Source organism: Citrobacter sp. Cf088 (assembly GCF_030334295.1).
In the GTDB taxonomy this organism is placed as follows: domain Bacteria; phylum Pseudomonadota; class Gammaproteobacteria; order Enterobacterales; family Enterobacteriaceae; genus Citrobacter; species Citrobacter freundii.
The window spans coordinates 113,808-131,330 of sequence record NZ_JAOWEE010000052.1; the positions used below are offsets into that span (position 1 = coordinate 113,808).

The 17,523-nt window shown below is 53.9% G+C and carries 17 protein-coding genes; 9 read left to right on the forward strand and 8 right to left on the reverse strand.

Features of this window, described 5'->3' with window-relative positions; genetic code table 11:
- The first annotated feature begins 62 nt into the window (after window positions 1-62).
- A complete protein-coding gene (locus OGV71_RS11720) occupies window positions 63-632 on the forward strand; it encodes a carboxymuconolactone decarboxylase family protein (protein ID WP_003030660.1) in 570 nt (189 codons plus the stop codon).
- Window positions 625-1,248, forward strand: a complete 624-nt coding sequence (locus OGV71_RS11725) for a CDP-alcohol phosphatidyltransferase family protein (protein ID WP_177712170.1) — start codon at window positions 625-627, stop codon at window positions 1,246-1,248. Before OGV71_RS11720 ends, OGV71_RS11725 begins: the two co-directional genes overlap by 8 nt.
- A gap of 44 nt (window positions 1,249-1,292) precedes the next feature.
- Here OGV71_RS11725 and OGV71_RS11730 read toward each other — a convergent pair whose 3' ends face one another.
- From OGV71_RS11730 to xthA, 7 genes are all read right to left on the reverse strand, one after another.
- Window positions 1,293-2,600, reverse strand: a complete 1,308-nt coding sequence (locus OGV71_RS11730) for a sulfurtransferase (protein ID WP_003840887.1) — start codon at window positions 2,598-2,600, stop codon at window positions 1,293-1,295.
- Window positions 2,601-2,688: 88 nt separating this feature from the next.
- Window positions 2,689-3,321 carry an ATP-binding cassette domain-containing protein gene (locus OGV71_RS11735; RefSeq protein WP_044700015.1) on the reverse strand — a complete coding sequence of 211 codons (633 nt, stop codon included), beginning with the start codon at window positions 3,319-3,321 and terminating at the stop codon, window positions 2,689-2,691.
- Complete coding sequence (locus OGV71_RS11740) at window positions 3,321-4,856, reverse strand: ABC transporter permease family protein (RefSeq protein WP_286533254.1); 1,536 nt, start codon at window positions 4,854-4,856, stop codon at window positions 3,321-3,323. Before OGV71_RS11740 ends, OGV71_RS11735 begins: the two co-directional genes overlap by 1 nt.
- Window positions 4,829-5,998 carry an ABC transporter substrate-binding protein gene (locus tag OGV71_RS11745; protein ID WP_044712186.1) on the reverse strand — a complete coding sequence of 390 codons (1,170 nt, stop codon included), beginning with the start codon at window positions 5,996-5,998 and terminating at the stop codon, window positions 4,829-4,831. The genes OGV71_RS11740 and OGV71_RS11745 overlap by 28 nt, the downstream gene beginning before the upstream one ends.
- Window positions 5,999-6,029: 31 nt before the next feature.
- Entirely contained in the window at window positions 6,030-6,728 is a 699-nt protein-coding gene (locus tag OGV71_RS11750; protein ID WP_086504245.1) for a TVP38/TMEM64 family protein, read from the reverse strand.
- Window positions 6,725-7,381 carry a TVP38/TMEM64 family protein gene (locus OGV71_RS11755; protein WP_174329916.1) on the reverse strand — a complete coding sequence of 219 codons (657 nt, stop codon included), beginning with the start codon at window positions 7,379-7,381 and terminating at the stop codon, window positions 6,725-6,727. The genes OGV71_RS11750 and OGV71_RS11755 overlap by 4 nt, the downstream gene beginning before the upstream one ends.
- A 223-nt stretch (window positions 7,382-7,604) precedes the next feature.
- Window positions 7,605-8,411, reverse strand: coding sequence for an exodeoxyribonuclease III (gene xthA, locus OGV71_RS11760; RefSeq protein WP_048233587.1), 807 nt, complete (start codon window positions 8,409-8,411; stop codon window positions 7,605-7,607).
- 444 nt (window positions 8,412-8,855) lie between these two features.
- On the opposite strand from xthA, the gene astC reads away from it, so the two are divergent.
- The 7 genes from astC to ves all read left to right on the forward strand — a co-directional run bounded on the left by astC (window position 8,856) and on the right by ves (window position 16,643).
- Window positions 8,856-10,076, forward strand: a complete 1,221-nt coding sequence (astC, locus tag OGV71_RS11765) for a succinylornithine/acetylornithine transaminase (protein WP_003840894.1) — start codon at window positions 8,856-8,858, stop codon at window positions 10,074-10,076.
- Complete coding sequence (gene astA / locus OGV71_RS11770; RefSeq protein WP_003030637.1) at window positions 10,073-11,107, forward strand: arginine N-succinyltransferase; 1,035 nt, start codon at window positions 10,073-10,075, stop codon at window positions 11,105-11,107. The genes astC and astA overlap by 4 nt, the downstream gene beginning before the upstream one ends.
- The gene (gene astD, locus OGV71_RS11775) at window positions 11,104-12,582 is read left to right on the forward strand and encodes a succinylglutamate-semialdehyde dehydrogenase (RefSeq protein ID WP_032936103.1); all 1,479 of its coding nucleotides are present in this window, start codon (window positions 11,104-11,106) and stop codon (window positions 12,580-12,582) included. The genes astA and astD overlap by 4 nt, the downstream gene beginning before the upstream one ends.
- Window positions 12,579-13,922 carry an N-succinylarginine dihydrolase gene (gene astB, locus OGV71_RS11780; protein ID WP_204583662.1) on the forward strand — a complete coding sequence of 448 codons (1,344 nt, stop codon included), beginning with the start codon at window positions 12,579-12,581 and terminating at the stop codon, window positions 13,920-13,922. The genes astD and astB overlap by 4 nt, the downstream gene beginning before the upstream one ends.
- Window positions 13,915-14,880, forward strand: coding sequence for a succinylglutamate desuccinylase (astE, locus tag OGV71_RS11785; protein WP_204583660.1), 966 nt, complete (start codon window positions 13,915-13,917; stop codon window positions 14,878-14,880). Before astB ends, astE begins: the two co-directional genes overlap by 8 nt.
- A gap of 349 nt (window positions 14,881-15,229) precedes the next feature.
- Entirely contained in the window at window positions 15,230-15,715 is a 486-nt protein-coding gene (gene spy / locus OGV71_RS11790; protein ID WP_003030629.1) for an ATP-independent periplasmic protein-refolding chaperone Spy, read from the forward strand.
- A 352-nt stretch (window positions 15,716-16,067) separates the two neighbouring features.
- Window positions 16,068-16,643 (forward strand): environmental stress-induced protein Ves, encoded by a 576-nt coding sequence (gene ves, locus OGV71_RS11795; RefSeq protein WP_003030626.1) that lies wholly within the window; start codon window positions 16,068-16,070, stop codon window positions 16,641-16,643.
- On the opposite strand, the gene cho is transcribed toward ves, so the two are convergent.
- On the reverse strand, window positions 16,603-17,490 hold the full coding sequence (gene cho, locus OGV71_RS11800) for an excinuclease Cho (RefSeq protein ID WP_204583658.1): 888 nt from the start codon (window positions 17,488-17,490) through the stop codon (window positions 16,603-16,605). The genes ves and cho overlap by 41 nt on opposite strands.
- Window positions 17,491-17,523 lie beyond the last annotated feature (33 nt).

Below are 17,523 nucleotides of genomic sequence, written 5' to 3' on the forward strand. Positions count from 1 at the left end.
AACAGCAGAAAATGACATACTATCGTTATCTTTGTTTTATCTAAAGTATTCAGGAGCCACCGTTGAACGAACCTCAGTCGTGGGTAAAGCCGTTAACGCGTATCCCTTCCAGTCTAAAACCGCTCGTTGCTACGCAGAAAAAACATTATGGCGATGTGCTGCATCCCACGCGCTGGTGGGGGCGGATGCCGTTTCTGTTCTGGCTGGTGGCGCTGTTTGTCGGGTTTCTGGAGCGTAAAAAGGCGCGCTTAACGCCGGTGATGCGCGCGCTGTTGATGACCCGCGTTTCTCAGGTGTGCCACTGCGCTTTCTGCGTTGATGCCAACAGTTTACGGCTGGCTGAACGCTGTGGCGCGCTGGATAAAGTCTTACAGGTTGCCAACTGGCAAGAATCGGCGCTATTTAGCGCAGAAGAGCAAGTAGCTCTGGCCTATGCCGATGCGGTGACCGCAACGCCTCCACAGGTTGATGATGCGCTGAAAGCGCAGATGAAGCAGCATTTTACCGATGATGCCATTACGGAAATGACCGCGCTGATTGCGTTTCAAAATCTCTCGGCGCGTTTTAATGCTGCTCTCGATATTCCTTCCCAGGGGCTGTGCGACAGCTTTAAAGGACGCCCGCATGCTTGATCGTCATATTCATCCGCGATTAAAACCCCTTTTGCATCGCTGCGTAAGCATTATTGATAAACCGGCGATTACCCCGGACGGGCTTACGCTGGTCGGTTTTGCCATTGGCGTGTTGGCCTTGCCATTTCTGGCGTTAGGCTGGTATCTGGCAGCGCTGGCGGCCATTGTGCTCAATCGGCTTTTTGATGGGCTGGATGGGGCTCTGGCGCGGCGCAGAGGGCTAACCGACGCAGGCGGATTTCTTGATATCACGCTCGATTTTCTGTTTTACGCCTTAGTGCCATTCGGTTTTATGCTCGCCGATCCGGCGGCTAACTCGCTGGCTGGCGGCTGGCTGCTGTTCGCCTTTATGGGAACCGGCAGCAGCTTTCTGGCCTTTGCCGCGCTGGCGGCGAAACATCAAATTGATAACCCGGGCTACGCGCATAAATCGTTTTATTATCTGGGGGGACTGACCGAAGGTACTGAGACGATTTTGCTATTTGTGTTGGGTTGTCTGTTCCCGGAATATTTTGCCGTGATGGCGTGGGTCTTTGGCGCGCTGTGCTGGATGACGACATTTACCCGGATCTGGAGCGGATACCTGACACTGAAAGCGGTTCAGCGTCAGGCGTAGCGTATTGCGTTGCCGGATACGCTTATCCGGCAATAATGACAATCTTACTTACTGGCGTCCGGGCCCCGTTCACCGCTGGCAACCGGATTTTTTGGATTGCTGCTCCACTCATACCAGCCGCCGTCGTAGACGGAGACGTTTTTCCAGCCCATCGCGCGGGCATACATAAACGTTTCTGAAGCGCGCCAGCCGGTACCGCAATAGAAAGAGACCTGTTGATTCGGCAGGATATTCCATTGCTTCCACATGGCGGCGATGTCATCCGCGCTGCGCATGGTGCCATCCGGGTTATGAAAATCTTCCATATGCGTGGAGTCGCTGCCTGCGTGGCCCCAACGTGCACCTGCAATCTCACCTTTTGGCTTAATGTAGCTATAGCCACTGGTGGTACCGACAAATTCTGGCCATGAACGAATGCTCACCAAAGACGCATCCTGGCGATGCAGCAGACCGCGAGCCTGTTCCATATCGAGCATCAACTGCGGCTGGGCAGGGATTTTCACGCCGAAATCAGGTTCTGGTTTCACCGTTGGCGGAGTGCCGCGTTCGACCGGTAAACCTGAGTCGGACCAGGTTTGCCAACCGCCGTCGAGAAGACGAACATCTTTCACGCCTGCATACAGCATAATTTGCGCCACGCGAGCGGCGGCATAGACATCGCGACCGTATAAAATCACCGTGGTGTCGTGGCGGATACCGTGTTTCGCCAGCATCGCTTTGAGCTGCGCGTCGGAAACTTTATTCCACAGCGGTTCGCTTTCAACTTCGTTGGTATCAATGTAGCCCGCACCAGGGATGTGGCTGAGCAGATACAACTTCGGCGCGCCCCAGGCGGCCTCAATCACTTTCCAGTCACCCGCCGGTTTAGCGGTTACGTTTTTACCCTGCTGCAGGTCGTGCAGCCACTGCGGGTACACCAGCTGTTCGAAGTGCGGCAGACGTTGCAGGCGGGCTGGGTCCGTAAGCGCATCGCTGAGGGTGGAGATATGGTTAACGCCAACTTTTTGCAGGCGGGCTTTGACAGCCTGTATGTCGTTATCGCTACCATACAGCGCTACTGGCGCATCAGTTTTCAACTGATGTGACTGAACCCAGGCGCTGAGTTGTTCATCATTCATCTTGTCGAGCCAGGCGGCAGACAGGTTCAGTGCGGAAGGTTCGTGTCCTGAAGGACCATTAAGCGACTGCGGCCAGCCGTTGTAAAAAGCGCTCTGACGGGTATCGATCGCCGCGCCTTGCTTTTGCTGTAACTGGTCGAGGGTGAGCGTCTGTGCTGTTTCAGTAGCCCAGGAAGAAGCGCAAGCGAGCCCTAAAGCCAGTGCCAGCGCGGTCATTTGAGAAACACGTTTCATCGAATAGCCCGACGTTGAAAAAAAGAGGACGACATTCTGTGCCGCCGATTAAGTAAAAACCTTGCGTTAACGCAGCATATCGCCACATTCACGCCCAGTTTTCCATCTGAAGTACGCGGCCTGCTGGCGGAACGTCCTGCGCATCATGGGTCACCTGTACCACCGGGATCCCCAACTTACGCACCTCGGTGAAGACCCATTGGCGAAAGGTGTCGCGTAGCGACGCATCCAGCCGACTAAAGGGTTCATCAAGTAACAGTGCCTGGGGCTGAGCCAGTAGCGCGCGGAGCAGGGCGACACGCGAGCGTTGTCCGCCGGAGAGCGACGCCGGATCGCGAGAATAAAAACCGGCCAGGTCAGCGCGTGCGAGAGCACTTTCCACCGCATGTCGTCTGGCGGAACCCTGCAGGCTGGCAGGTAGGGCCAGCAGTAAATTCTGCCCAACGCTGAAATGGTCAAACAACAACGCATCCTGGAACAGAATGCCAATCTGGCGCTGTGCCGTAGGTAGCGCGTCAACGCGTCGTTCGTTGAGCCACAGCTCGCCTGATGCCTGAAACTGAGGCGACAACGCCCCGACCATCCACGAAAACAACGAAGACTTTCCGCTGCCGGAAGAACCCATGATCGTGACAATGTCACTTTTATCAACCTGAAAGGTAACGTTCTTCAGCAGCGCAGTCGCCCCCTGGTACAACGAAACGTTTTGCACAATGAGCATTAGCGGAGTCCTTGTCGAAAGCGGCCAATCCACGCGGCGAGAAAGGCTGCGAGTGCGAAAACGAGCAGTGGTAGAAGAAGCTGCCACAACGCTTGTGTTGCCAGAATCTCGCTGCTACCGCCGCTGCTTAATGCCACCGCTTCGGTGGTCAGAGTGGAATAGCGTCCGGCACCTAGCCACAGCGTCGGCATATACTGGGCGATACTGACCGAGAAGCCAACCGCGAAGGCAATCAATGCCGGGCGCACCAGCAGCGGGCATTTCACCAGCCAGAATATCCGCCCCTGCGACCAGCCCAGCGTTTGTGCAATCAAAATTAATCGCGAGTCAATGCGCTGCCAGGCCGGTTTAAGCACAAATAGCATCCAGGGCATCACCCACAGCAGGTGGCCCCAGATAATGGTCGTCATCAGTCCATCCTGTCCGGCATATAACGCCAGCAGATATTGTCCGGTTACCAGTGGTAGCGCAGGCAAAATGAGCGGTAGCCAGACCCAGCGGTGCCCGGTTTGTGGACTCCATTCCAGCCAGACAAAAAGTATCAGTAGCGCTAACACGCTGGAAAGGAGCCCTAGCTGCAGGCTATTGCTGAGCGCCTCGTGGTTTAGTGAGGAATAGCTGGCGATAAGCGCCAGTACAAGCGCGCATACCACACCGTTGACGGGCAAGATCTGTACCAGCGGGCGTGCGATTGTTATAGGTGAAAAATGCAGGCGTTCACCATTTACTGCCGGGATAGTACGTCGCCAGGCGCGCCACAACAGATAACTCACCAGCGCGATAATGAGGAGTAACAGCACCAGCAACAGGCTGGCGAGTGCGCCTTTCGCCTGCTGTTCGACATCGCCCTGACTGAGCCATTGCCAGCTCAATACGGCCAGTGTTGGCGGATTTCCGGGGCCGAGGACGATTGCCACATCCACAACGGAGAGTGACCAGGCAACAATCGCCAGCATAGCTTTGCCTAATGCCGGGCCGATAGCGGGCAGTACCAGCCAGTTCAGGCATTGCAGTCGGCTGTAACCCAGCGAATCCAGCACGATAACCTGCTGCGAAAGTTGTTTTTCACTCAGTAGAGCCGAGAGGATCCATAACAAAAAAGCGCTCTCTTTCACCGCCAGCGTCACGCCAAGCCCAATGCCGTAACGGTCTGGTTGTGGGCTGAGGAACGGTAGCCATTGCCAGATTTTACCGCCTTCGGCAAAAAACAACAGCACGCTGGTGGCGAAGGCAACATGCGGGATCGCCAGCAGCCACGGAAGACGGGTGCTTAGTCGCGCCCAGCCTGCACCGGGCCATAAAGCGAGGATCGCCAGCAGCGCGATGATTAGCGCGCCGCCGGCAGCCAGTCCTGTGGAAACAAGTGTCGCCAGTAACGCCTGCGGAAGTTGAGGGTCGGCAAAGAGAGCCAGCCAATGGGGTAGGCTAAGGGCTGGCGCTATCAGAGAGAAAGCCGCTGGCACCAACGGCAGATAAACTGCCGCCATGATGGCCCAGAGTAGCAAAATTAATGCGTACCGTAGCGGCGTAGCCATTCTTGTTCCAGAGCGTTTACCCAGGCAGCATGCGGTTCCGGCAGAACGGCAGGGAGTCCTTGTGGGATCCGCGCCAGCAGCGCATCACGCTGTTCGACAGGTAATTTTTGTGGATCAAGCACCGAAGGATCTCCCCAGACAGTTGAGTCGGCTTTACGCAGTTGTGCTTCGGGCGAAAGCAGGAAGTTTGCCACGACTTTTGCTCCGGCGCTGGCGCGGGCATTCGCCGGAATGGCAACAAAGTGCACGTTGCCGAGCATGCCCTGTGAGAAACCAAAACTGTAGCTGCTTTTAGGCAATTCGCCGCTGGCTACTTTTTGCTGCGCGTGGGCAGGGTTAAAGGTCAATGACAAATGCAGGGTGCCGCTATTGAGCAGTACATCCATTCGTGCTGGCGTGGGCGGAAAATCTTTGCCTTCACGCCAAAGTACAGGGTGCAAGGTATCAAGATAATGCCACAATGGCGCGGTAACGTCGGCGAATGTCGCTGCATCTGGCGCAACTTTCAATGCTTGTGGTTTGGTGGTGAGCGATATTAACAACTGCTCCAGAAACGCCGTGCCGGTAAAGTCTGGCGGGCGCGGATAGGTCACCGTGCCAGGGTGCGCCTGCGCAAATTCAAGCAGTGCTTGCGGAGATTGCGGCGGCTGCGCGGTGAGATCGCGCCGGGCAATAAAGGTGAGTTGGGCACCGCCCCACGGTGATTCAGCTCCCTCCGTTGGAACGGAGAAATCTTCGGTCACCGGTTTCTGGGTATCAACATAGCGCCAGTTAGGTAGCGTTTGCGCCCACTGAGTTTGCAGAAGCCCGGCTTCTTTCAGAGTGCGGAAGTTTTCGCCGTTAACCCACAATAAATCGACAGAACCCCCGGTTTTTCGCCCGGATGCTGCTTCTGTCTGGATACGTTTTACCGCGTCGGCGGCATCTGCGAGACGTACGATTTTCAGGTTAATGGCATAGTGTGTTTTCATCTCGCCGCTAACCCAATCGAGATACTGGTTAACTGCATTGTCGCCACCCCAGGCGTTGAACCACACCGTCTGACCGCGGGCATCATTTTTGATTTGTTGCCAGCCGTCGTCCTGGGCAAACGTCGCCAGCGGACAGAGCATTAAACTCAGGCACAATAAGCAGTAACGCATAGTATCTCCATGGCTAAAAATGGGGGAAGTCTCAGGTTTTTTTTCGCTGATGTTCAAGATAAAGGCTTCTCGCCACTGAAATTATTACGCTCAGAGCGAACAGGATGAACAGGCCGGTTACAAACCAAAATGTACCGCCGGTTAACAGGCTACCAGCCCATGAATAGACGATAGTGGCGGGTAACTGACCGATACCGGTGGCGATGAAAAAATGGCGAAACCGAATCGAGGTCAGGCCTGCTGCGTAGCTTACCGGATCGAACGGTACAAAAGGTAACAGTCGACAGACCAGAATGGTGTGCTTGCCATAACGCTCGAAAAAAGCGTCCATGTTGTTCAACACCGTTTTTCCGGTCAGTTTCTCCACCGCGCCACGGCCTAAAACACGGGCAATAAAAAAGCACAGCGCCGCGCCGGCCATTGCGCTGCACCAGGACAATATGCCGCCCCAAAATGCACCAAACAGCGAGGCGTTGGCAAAGGTGATCACAAAAGCGGGAAGCGGGGCGACGATGGCCTGCAAGATCATCAGGAAGAATGAAACGACCGCCGCCTGAGTTCCGTAAGAACGAATAAAATTCTCAATTGCATGCTGATCGAGCGTGGCAAATGCCGCCAGGCTGGCGTGGAGAAAATCGCTCACGCCAGGTATCCACGCCCATGCCATCAGCGCGAGCAGCAGCAGGATTATCACTCCTTCGCGGTAGTAATGGATGCGTCGTTTTATCATTTATCTGCGCACTCGTGAGGAGCTGACGGATCGATATGCTTATACCGGGCCCAGGCTTTGGCTGCCTGAACGAGGACGAATAACGCCAGCCCCGCCACGCTGAGCTTACCGATAAATGCCCAACTAATTCCTTCGCTGGCCAGTTCGTGCGACATCAGCGTATAAATAAAAATGCCTGGTAAAGTGGTTGCCGCAGATATCACGGTAAATGACCAGAACGGAATAGCCGTCAGCCCATAGGCGTAATTTTGAATGTTATAAGGGAACAGTGGCACGAGCCGGGTGAGGATCAGAAAGTCAACTCCGCTATGGGCAATACCTTTTTCGATAGCCTGAAACATTGTCGTATGCCCAACGTATTTCAGGAGCAGATCCCGTCCAAGCCAGCGAGCCAGCAAAAACGACAGCGCCGAGGCCACGGTTGCTGCCACTAACGAGATAAGCGTCCCTGCCACGGGGCCAAACAGCACACCGCCGACGATCACCAGGATGCTGCCGGGGATCAGACACAGCGCAGCAACAATAAACAGCAGGATATAAAGCGTATAGCCGAACATACCGCTTTGGCGGATGACGTCTTGCAAATGATGGAAATTGGTTATCAGGTCGGTCAGACCATAATGATGGAAAACTCCCGCCAGAACGCAGAACAGGACCGCGACAATCAGCAGCCGGTATTCTGCTTTATGCGAACTTCTTTTTCATGGGGGTTCTCCTGTAAAACCGAGTGCAATGGAGCATTTTCGTCAGCGAAAAGTGCGCGCGAAGATATAATAAATTCCCGGCCGCAACAATGTATTACCGTCGCTTTATTGATTTTGCACAGAATAAACAGACTCTCCAGGCCGGGCCCGGAGAGTAAAAAAACATAGAAGGTCAGACGCTGAATTTAGCCCATACCGGCGCATGGTCGGACGGTTTTTCCATGCTGCGAATTTCATAGTCGATGCCGGTTTCTTCGCAGCGTTCCGCCAATGGGTTGCTCGCCAGCAGCAGATCGATACGCAGGCCACGATTATCGTCAAAGCCTTTTGAGCGGTAATCAAACCACGAGAACTGGTCATTCTTTTCAGGATTTGCGTGACGGTAGGTATCCACCAGACCCCAGCCCAGCAGGCGTTCCATCCACTCACGCTCCTCCGGCAGGAAGGAACATTTTCCGGTACGCAGCCAGCGTTTACGGTTCTCTTCGCCAATGCCGATATCGAGATCGGTTGGGCTAATATTCATATCGCCCATGATCAATACCGGATTGTCGCGCTTCAGCTCTGTCTCAAGATAGTTTTGCAGGTTCTGATAAAACGCGGCTTTGGCCGGGAATTTAGTTTCATGGTCACGACTTTCGCCCTGCGGGAAATAGCCGTTGATCACAGTGATGCTGCCCAGAGGGGACGGAATTTCTGCCATGATGATACGACGCTGCGCTTCTTCGTCATCGCCCGGGAAGCCACGACGTACCGCAATTGGCGTTTCTTTCGTTAACAACGCGACGCCGTAATGGCCTTTCTGGCCGTGATAAAAGACGTTGTAACCTAGCTTTGCTACCTCTTCGAGAGGGAACATATCGTCGTGGACTTTTGTCTCCTGTAAGCCAATAACATCCGGTTGGTGTTTTTCGACAATGGCTGCCAGTTGATGGGGACGGGCACGCAGGCCGTTGATATTAAAAGAGACAAATTTCATAGTCACTGCCACTTTGCAAGATGAATAGTGCAAGGATGGTAGCAGAATTTCTGCAGACTGACTGCTTCTTGTCACCTGATTCCAACAATGATTGCTAATGGTGTTAACGATGGAGCAAAAACTGCACCGTTTTGGCGCGAAGCGCGTCGGAATGGAGCAATAATTTCCGAAAAATTTCGTATACGATCACAATTCCAGAATTATATTTGGCGACTGAATAAAACTGCGTTTTTTCCTCTGTTTAGTCACCTGATGCGCAAACATATTCACTTTATATGCACGTATAGTGAATATCGTCACGTTGTAACCTGTTGATATTCCGTTCTCGCCCTCCGTTTATGCACTTTTTTTGCTGGCTGGCACGAACCCTGCAATCTACATTTACACCGCAAACACTATATTTATTAACATATAAATAACCTTTTATTTACCGTTGAGGTCGCTATGTCTCTGTCAATTACGCGTGAAAATTTTGATGAATGGATGATGCCCGTATACGCTCCGGCCCCTTTTATTCCGGTGCGGGGTGAAGGTTCACGTCTGTGGGATCAGCAGGGTAAAGAGTATATCGATTTCGCGGGAGGCATTGCGGTTAACGCGCTGGGTCACGCCCATCCGGCATTGCGCGAGGCATTAAACGACCAGGCGAGCAAATTCTGGCATACCGGAAATGGCTACACCAACGAGCCGGTATTGCGTCTGGCGAAAAAGCTGATTGACGCCACCTTCGCCGAGCGCATTTTCTTCTGTAACTCCGGCGCAGAAGCCAACGAAGCGGCACTAAAACTGGCGCGTAAATATGCCCACGATCGTTTTGGCAGCCAGAAGAGCGGGATTGTGGCGTTTAAAAATGCCTTCCATGGCCGCACGCTGTTTACCGTCAGCGCCGGTGGTCAGCCCGCCTATTCACAGGATTTCGCGCCGCTGCCGCCGGATATCCGCCATGCCGTGTATAACGATCTCGATTCTGCCAGTCAACTGATTGATGACACGACCTGTGCGGTCATCGTCGAGCCTGTCCAGGGCGAAGGCGGCGTGGTGCCTGCAACAAACGCGTTTTTGCAGGGGTTGCGTGAATTATGCGATCGCCATAATGCGCTGCTGATTTTTGATGAGGTTCAGACCGGGGTTGGCCGTACTGGCGAGCTGTATGCCTATATGCATTACGGCGTTACGCCGGACCTGCTGACGACAGCTAAAGCGCTGGGCGGTGGTTTCCCCATCGGCGCACTGCTGGCGACAGAGCATTGCGCCAGTGTGATGACGGTGGGTACGCACGGTACAACGTACGGCGGCAACCCGCTGGCGACGGCGGTGGCGGGTAAACTGCTGGAAATTGTTAACACGCCGGAAGTGCTCAACGGAGTAAAACAGCGCCACGACTGGTTTGTGGAGCGTATTAACGCCATTAACGAACGTTTTGGACTGTTTAGTGAAATTCGTGGACTCGGGCTGCTGATCGGCTGCGTGCTGAATGCGGAATTTGCCGGGAAAGCGAAACTCATCTCGCAAGAAGCGGCTGTTGCCGGGGTGATGGTACTGATCGCTGGCGCTAACGTGGTGCGTTTTGCGCCAGCGCTCAATGTCAGCGAAGAAGAAGTCGCCACCGGACTGGATCGCTTTGCGCTGGCCTGCGAACGCATTAAAGCAGGAGGTTCATCATGATGGTGATTCGTCCCATTGAACGTGCTGATATCACCGCGTTGATGCAGCTTGCCGGTAAGACCGGCGGCGGATTGACCTCGCTACCGGCGAATGAAGCGACGCTAATGGCGCGTATCGAACGTTCGCTACAAACCTGGCGCGGTGAGTTGCCCAAAAGTGAGCAGGGATATGTGTTTGTGCTGGAAGACAGCGCCAGCGGAACTGTGGCCGGGATTTGCGCCATTGAGGTGGCGGTAGGACTTAACGATCCCTGGTACAACTATCGGGTCGGCACACTGGTCCACGCCTCGAAAGAGCTGAACGTGTATAACGCGCTGCCGACGCTGTTTCTGAGTAACGATCACACGGGTAGCAGCGAGCTTTGTACGCTGTTTCTCGATCCGGACTGGCGAAAAGAAGGCAACGGCTATTTGTTGTCAAAATCGCGCTTTATGTTTATGGCCGCGTTTCGTGACAAGTTTAATGAGAAGGTCGTGGCTGAGATGCGCGGCGTGATCGATGAGCACGGTTACTCGCCGTTTTGGCAAAGCCTCGGCAAACGCTTTTTTTCAATGGAGTTCAGCCGGGCGGATTTTCTCTGCGGAACAGGGCAAAAAGCGTTTATTGCTGAATTAATGCCCAAGCATCCTATTTACACCGATTTCCTGTCTGATGAAGCACAAAGCGTGATTGGTCAGGTTCATCCGCAAACGGCGCCCGCGCGGGCGGTGCTGGAGAAAGAGGGCTTTCGCTATCGCAACTATGTCGATATTTTCGACGGCGGGCCGACGCTGGAATGCGATATTGATCGGGTGCGGGCGATTCGTAAAAGCAGGCTGGTGGAAGTGGCGGAAGGTCAGCCAGCAACCGGCGATTATCCGGCCTGTCTGGTTGCCAATGAAAACTATCAAAACTTCCGCGTCATGCTGGTTCGCGCAGACCCGGATACCCAACGTCTGGTACTGACGGCGGCACAACTGGATGCCCTGAAATGCCACGCGGGCGACCATGTACGTTTTGTGCGTCTTTGTGCAGAGGAGAAAACAGCATGACACTATGGATAAACGGTGACTGGGTGACGGGATTGGGCGAGCGCCGTGTGAAAACCAACCCAGTAGGTGGTGATGTGCTGTGGCACGGCAATGATGCCGATGCCACGCAGGTGACGCAAGCGTGCCAGGCTGCGCGTGCAGCTTTTGCCGGTTGGGCTAAACAGCCCTTCAGTGAACGCCAGGCGATTGTTGAAAAGTTTGCTTCATTGCTGGAAAGCAATAAGTCCGAGCTAACCCAGATTATCGCCAGGGAAACCGGCAAACCACGCTGGGAAGCCGCGACTGAACTGACGGCGATGATCAATAAAATCGCCATCTCCGTCAAAGCTTACCATGCCCGTACCGGAGAGCAGCACAGTGAACTACCGGATGGCGCGGCAACGTTGCGCCATCGCCCACACGGCGTGCTGGCGGTTTTTGGTCCGTATAACTTCCCTGGTCATTTACCCAATGGCCATATTGTTCCGGCATTGCTGGCAGGCAATACGTTGATTTTCAAACCCAGCGAGTTGACGCCGTGGACCGGTGAAGCAGTAACAAAGTTGTGGGAACAGGCGGGACTGCCGCCGGGCGTGCTGAACCTGGTGCAGGGCGGACGTGAAACAGGGCAGGCGCTGAGTGCACTGGAAGACCTCGATGGTTTGCTGTTTACCGGCAGTGCCAATACCGGTTATCAGTTGCATCGGCAGTTATCCGGTCAACCGGAAAAAATTCTCGCCCTCGAGATGGGGGGTAATAACCCGCTGATTATTGAGAATCCGGAGGATATTGATGCCGCGGTACATCTGACCATTCAGTCCGCATTTGTCACCGCCGGACAGCGCTGTACCTGTGCCCGCCGCCTGCTGGTAAAAAAAGGCGCGCAGGGTGATGCGTTCCTGACGCGTCTGGTGGAGGTTAGTCAGCGTTTAATGCCCGGTAACTGGGATGCGGAACCGCAGCCGTTTATGGGCGGACTGATTTCCGAACAGGCCGCGCAGCATGTCTATGATGCCTGGCAGCGTCTGGCGTCGTTGGGGGGACGTACGCTGTTGGCGCCACGTCTGGTGAAAGCCGGAACGTCACTGCTGACCCCTGGAATCATTGAACTGACCGGGGCGGCGAACGTACCTGATGAAGAGGTTTTTGGGCCGCTGCTTGGCGTATGGCGTTATGACAGTTTTGATGAGGCGATTCGTGTGGCGAACAACACCCGCTTTGGACTGTCGTGTGGGTTAGTTTCGCCCGATCGCGGCCAGTTTGAACAGCTACTGCTGGAGGCACGAGCAGGGATCGTCAACTGGAATAAGCCGTTAACCGGCGCTGCGAGTACCGCACCGTTTGGCGGCGTTGGCGCTTCCGGGAACCATCGCGCCAGCGCGTGGTATGCCGCAGATTATTGCGCCTGGCCGATGGCCAGTCTGGAATCACCGGTCTTAACGCTGCCAACGGCCCTTAGCCCCGGGCTGGATTTTTCTCGCGAGGATAATCTATGAAAGCCCGTGAGGTAAATTTTGATGGCCTGGTGGGACTGACTCACCACTATGCTGGATTGTCATTTGGTAATGAGGCCTCAACCAAACATCGATTTCAGGTGTCGAACCCGCGTCTGGCGGCGAAGCAAGGTCTGCTAAAGATGAAAGCGTTGGCGGATGCGGGTTTTCCTCAGGCGGTGATCCCGCCCCATGAGCGGCCTTATATTCCGGTTCTGCGTCAGTTGGGATTTAGCGGCAGCGACGAACAGGTGCTGGAGAAAGTGGCGCGTCAGGCACCTCACTGGCTCTCCAGTGCCAGCTCCGCATCGCCTATGTGGGTAGCGAATGCGGCAACGGTTTGCCCTTCAGCAGATTCGCTGGACGGGAAAGTGCATCTGACGGTGGCGAATCTGAATAATAAGTTCCACCGTTCGCTGGAAGCGCCTACTACCGAAGCGTTGCTACGGGCTATTTTCCGTGATGAGAATAGTTTTGCTGTCCACGGTGCGTTACCCCAGGTTGCGCTTTTCGGTGATGAAGGGGCGGCAAACCATAACCGCCTCGGTGGAGATTACGGCGATCCCGGTGTACAGCTATTTGTTTACGGTCGTGAAGAAGGCAATGCATCCCAGCCGAAGCGCTATCCGGCAAGGCAATCCCGTGAGGCCAGTGAGGCGGTCGCACGACTGAATCAGGTTAACCCGCATCAGTGTATTTTTGCTCAGCAAAATCCGGATGTCATCGATCTTGGTGTGTTTCATAACGATGTGATTGCGGTGTCGAATCGCCAGGTGTTGTTTTGTCATCAGCAGGCGTTTGTCAGACAGCAGACGTTATTAGAGCAGTTGCGTAGTCAGGTGGCAGGTTTTACCCCGCTGGAAGTCCCGACTGCGGAAGTTTCGGTGCAGGATGCGGTGACTACCTATCTGTTTAACAGTCAGTTGCTGAGTCGTGATGACGGTTCGATGATGCTGGTCCTGCCGCAGGAGTGCCGGGAGCATGCTGGCGTGTGGCGGTATCTGAACCGTCTTGTCGAGGAAGACAATCCGATCGATGATCTGCGGGTATTCGATCTGCGTGAAAGTATGTCCAACGGCGGCGGTCCGGCATGCTTGCGCCTGAGAGTGGTGCTCACCTTGCAGGAACAGCAGGCGGTGAATCCGGCGGTTATCATGAACGATGTGTTGTTTAACACCTTGAATAACTGGGTTGATCGTTACTATCGCGATCGTATTACCGCTGCCGACCTTGCCGACCCACAGCTGTTGCGCGAGGGGCGTGAAGCGCTTGATACGCTGACGCAATTGCTTAACCTCGGCTCTGTGTATCCTTTCCAGCAGGAGGGGACGCGCCATGGATAACTTTCTGGCTATCACGCTCGCAGGTGCCACTCCGGAGGAAACGCAAGGAACCATTCATGGTTTTGACTGGCAGTGGATCGGTCACGGAATTCTGGAACTGATGCCGCTTGCACCCGTTGAACATTCTCTGGTGCTGTCTGCGGGGATCCATGGCAATGAAACGGCTCCGGTAGAGATACTCGACTCATTGTTGTCCCGGTTATTTAGCGGCGAGCTGGCACTAACATGGCGGCTACTGGTGATTCTGGGAAACCCGCAGGCGCTTGCTGCGGGAAAACGGTATTGTCATAGCGACCTGAATCGTATGTTTGGCGGCCGGTGGCAGATTTTTACCGCGAGTGAAGAAACGCGCCGAGCCCATGAGCTTGAGCTGTGTCTGGAGGATTTTTATTCGCGGGCGAAAGAGCCAGCACGCTGGCATCTGGATCTACACACCGCGATTCGCGGTTCACAGCATCTGCGCTTTGGCGTGTTGCCACAACGCAACGTTGCCTGGGATGAGGGTTTTCTTGAATGGCTGGGAGATGCGGGACTGGAGGCGCTGGTCTTCCATCAGGCGCCTGGCGGTACGTTCACCCATTTTAGCGCTGAACATTTTGGCGCACTGGCCTGTACGCTGGAACTCGGTAAAGCGCTGCCGTTTGGACAAAACGATCTGTCCCAGTTTGCGCAAACGGCAGACGCACTGGCGCAGTTGCTGCGAGGCGAGCGAGTATCGACGGGAGAAACATCTCCGCTGCGCTACCGCGTAGTGTCGCAAATCACGCGACGTAGCGATGATTTTATTCTCCATATGGATAACCAGACGCTCAACTTTACCCCTTTTAAAGAGGGAACCTTGCTGGCGCAGGACGGTGATGAACGTTTTATTGTCACCCATGATGTTGAATACGTTCTCTTTCCGAATCCCAACGTGGCCTGTGGTTTACGTGCCGGGCTGATGCTCCAAAAAATGTGATAAATATATATGCCTTGCAGGTTTATCCTTCAGGGCTTATTTTTGCGTGCTGTTTTTATTTATTACGGATTATTCCTGGTGAATTGCTTTCTTAATAAGCAGGGTTCAGGTATAGTGCTTCATAATCCTTTCAAAATCATCCTGTTGTAATTTTTTATTGCAACTCTGCGCAATTTATTCTTTTTTTCTTCATAATTGATGAAAATTTGTTTTTTATACTTTCACTGTTTTACCGTTGCTCTGATTAATTGACGCTTAAGCCGGTAAAGTTAATCTCGTCAACACGACATCACATTGCATAAGAGTCGCATGAGTGTCGTAAAAATAACTGAAAGAAAGGATAGAAATTATGCGTAAACTGACTGCTCTGTTTGTTGCCTCTACTCTGGCCCTGGGTGCTGCCAACCTGGCTCATGCCGCTGACACGACAACAGCTGCGCCAGCTGATGCCAAACCGATGATGCACCACAACGGTAAATTCGCCCCGCATCACGACATGATGTTCAAAGACCTGAACCTGACCGATGCTCAGAAACAGCAGATTCGCGAGATCATGAAAGGTCAACGCGACCAGATGAAACGTCCGCCGCTGGAAGAGCGTCGCGCGATGCACGACATTATTGCCAGCGATAGTTTCGATAAAGCGAAAGCCGAAGCGCAGATTGCGAAGATGGAAGAACAGCGCAAAGCCAACATGCTGGCGCATATGGAAACTCAGAACAAGATTTACAACATTCTGACCCCGGAACAGAAAAAGCAGTTTAATGCCAATTTTGAGAAGCGTCTGACAGAACGTGCAGCGCAGAAAGGTAAAATGCCACAAGCTGCCGAGTAATCGATCAGCGTCTACACTAAATCATTCATGCTGTGTTGCACTGATTGCCGCACAGCGTGAAACCAAACTCAAGACCGCCGCTCTTGTCCACAACACGTTTAACGATGTGGGCAGGATCGGCGGTTTTTTCTTTCCTGCCTATTGCACCGGACACACGACACGCTATTCTCCTGAAGCCCGTGAAAATTCTACCTGGATCAGCGCGTTATTCTTTTTGCAAAATACCGGGTTCATCGCTAAGGCAAATCAACTCTGCTGCCGATAACAATAATCTGCAGGGTGAACATACCAATGATGATTTATGGCTGCCTGTTTACGGCGGGTTGCCGTGCTGCGTCTTTCTGGAGGGATGATGGAATACTTTGATATCCGCAAAATGCCGGTCAATCTGTGGCGAAATGGTGCGGGAGAAACCCGTGAGATTTGCTGTTTTCCGCCAGCAACACGAGATTTTCACTGGCGGGCGAGTATCGCCTCCATTGCAGCCAACGGAGAGTTTTCTCTCTTTCCCGGCGTAGAACGCGTGATTACTCTACTGGAAGGTGGAGAAGTGACCCTGGAAGAGTCAAACACCTTCACACATACTCTGAAACAGCATCAGCCTTTTACCTTTGCCGGTGACAAGGTGGTAAAAGCGAAGCTGACAGAAGGGCAGATGTCGATGGATTTCAATATCATGACCCGACGGGATGTCTGCCAGGCGAAAGTCAGAGTTGCCGACCGCACGTTTACGACTTTTGGTTCGCGCGGCGGCGTGGTATTTGTTATCAGCGGTGCCTGGCAACTGGGCGATAAGCTACTGACCGCCGATCAGGGTGCAAGCTGGCACGACGGTAAACACACCTTACGACTGCTGGAGCGCGAGGGAAAACTGCTGTTTAGCGAGATTAACTGGATGCCGGGCCATTCTCCGGACGCAGTTCAATAATGTCATATTGACCAGACAGAACAGGCCGGCAGAGAATTTTGTAGCCATCATGGTCAAAGCCGGCCGGCATACGCGCCAGGGTAGCCGCTTCATCCAGCGTTGAAACGGTTCCCAGCCACAGCCAGTTGTTGATGATATGGTACTGTGTCATTTCAGCGCGGGTTTCCTGCAGCGCAATGGCATTGCTCCATGGCCAGCAAATTACTCTCACTCTTTCCAGCGCCTCTAACAGACGCAAATGATGGGCTTCATGACTCTCTTTCCCGCAGCACGCTCCGGCGCATCGCTTAAGCGAGGAGCGAAAACAGGCGCGCCCGCGACTCAGGGGTTCCAGCCCCAGCAGGCCGTAGCACAGCTGCTGTTCATCCGCGAGGCTTTGCAACGCTTGTAGCGCTGCGCGACGATTGGCAAACAGGCCAAACAGATTGGGGGCATGGGAGAAATCAATATCTCGTGCGTAGACAACCTGAACAGTTCGGTCGGTAAGCTGCAAGGCGCAAAGCTGACGATTGCGCCGCAGTCGTTTATTAAACAACGGCTGTTGTTCTTTGATCAATCGCGCTTCCAGCAGCAGGGCACCAATTTCTCCCGCGGTACAAATCCAGCTAATGCGTTTGGCCTGACGCAGCATTGCTGCTTCGTTTGCGGTACGCAGGTGTGCCATCACGCGGCTGCGAATATTGACGCTTTTACCAATATAGAGCGGCATAGTGTCGCTTTCACTGTGAAACAGATAGACGCCTGGCACGGCGGGAAGCGCACTCAAAAATGGACGCAGGTGCTCAGGATATTCATAGATTGCCGCTGCCTCAAATGTCAGGCGCGGGGCTGATTGACGCCGTACCACTTCTCACTCCGAATGCTGGTTATCCATCCAGTA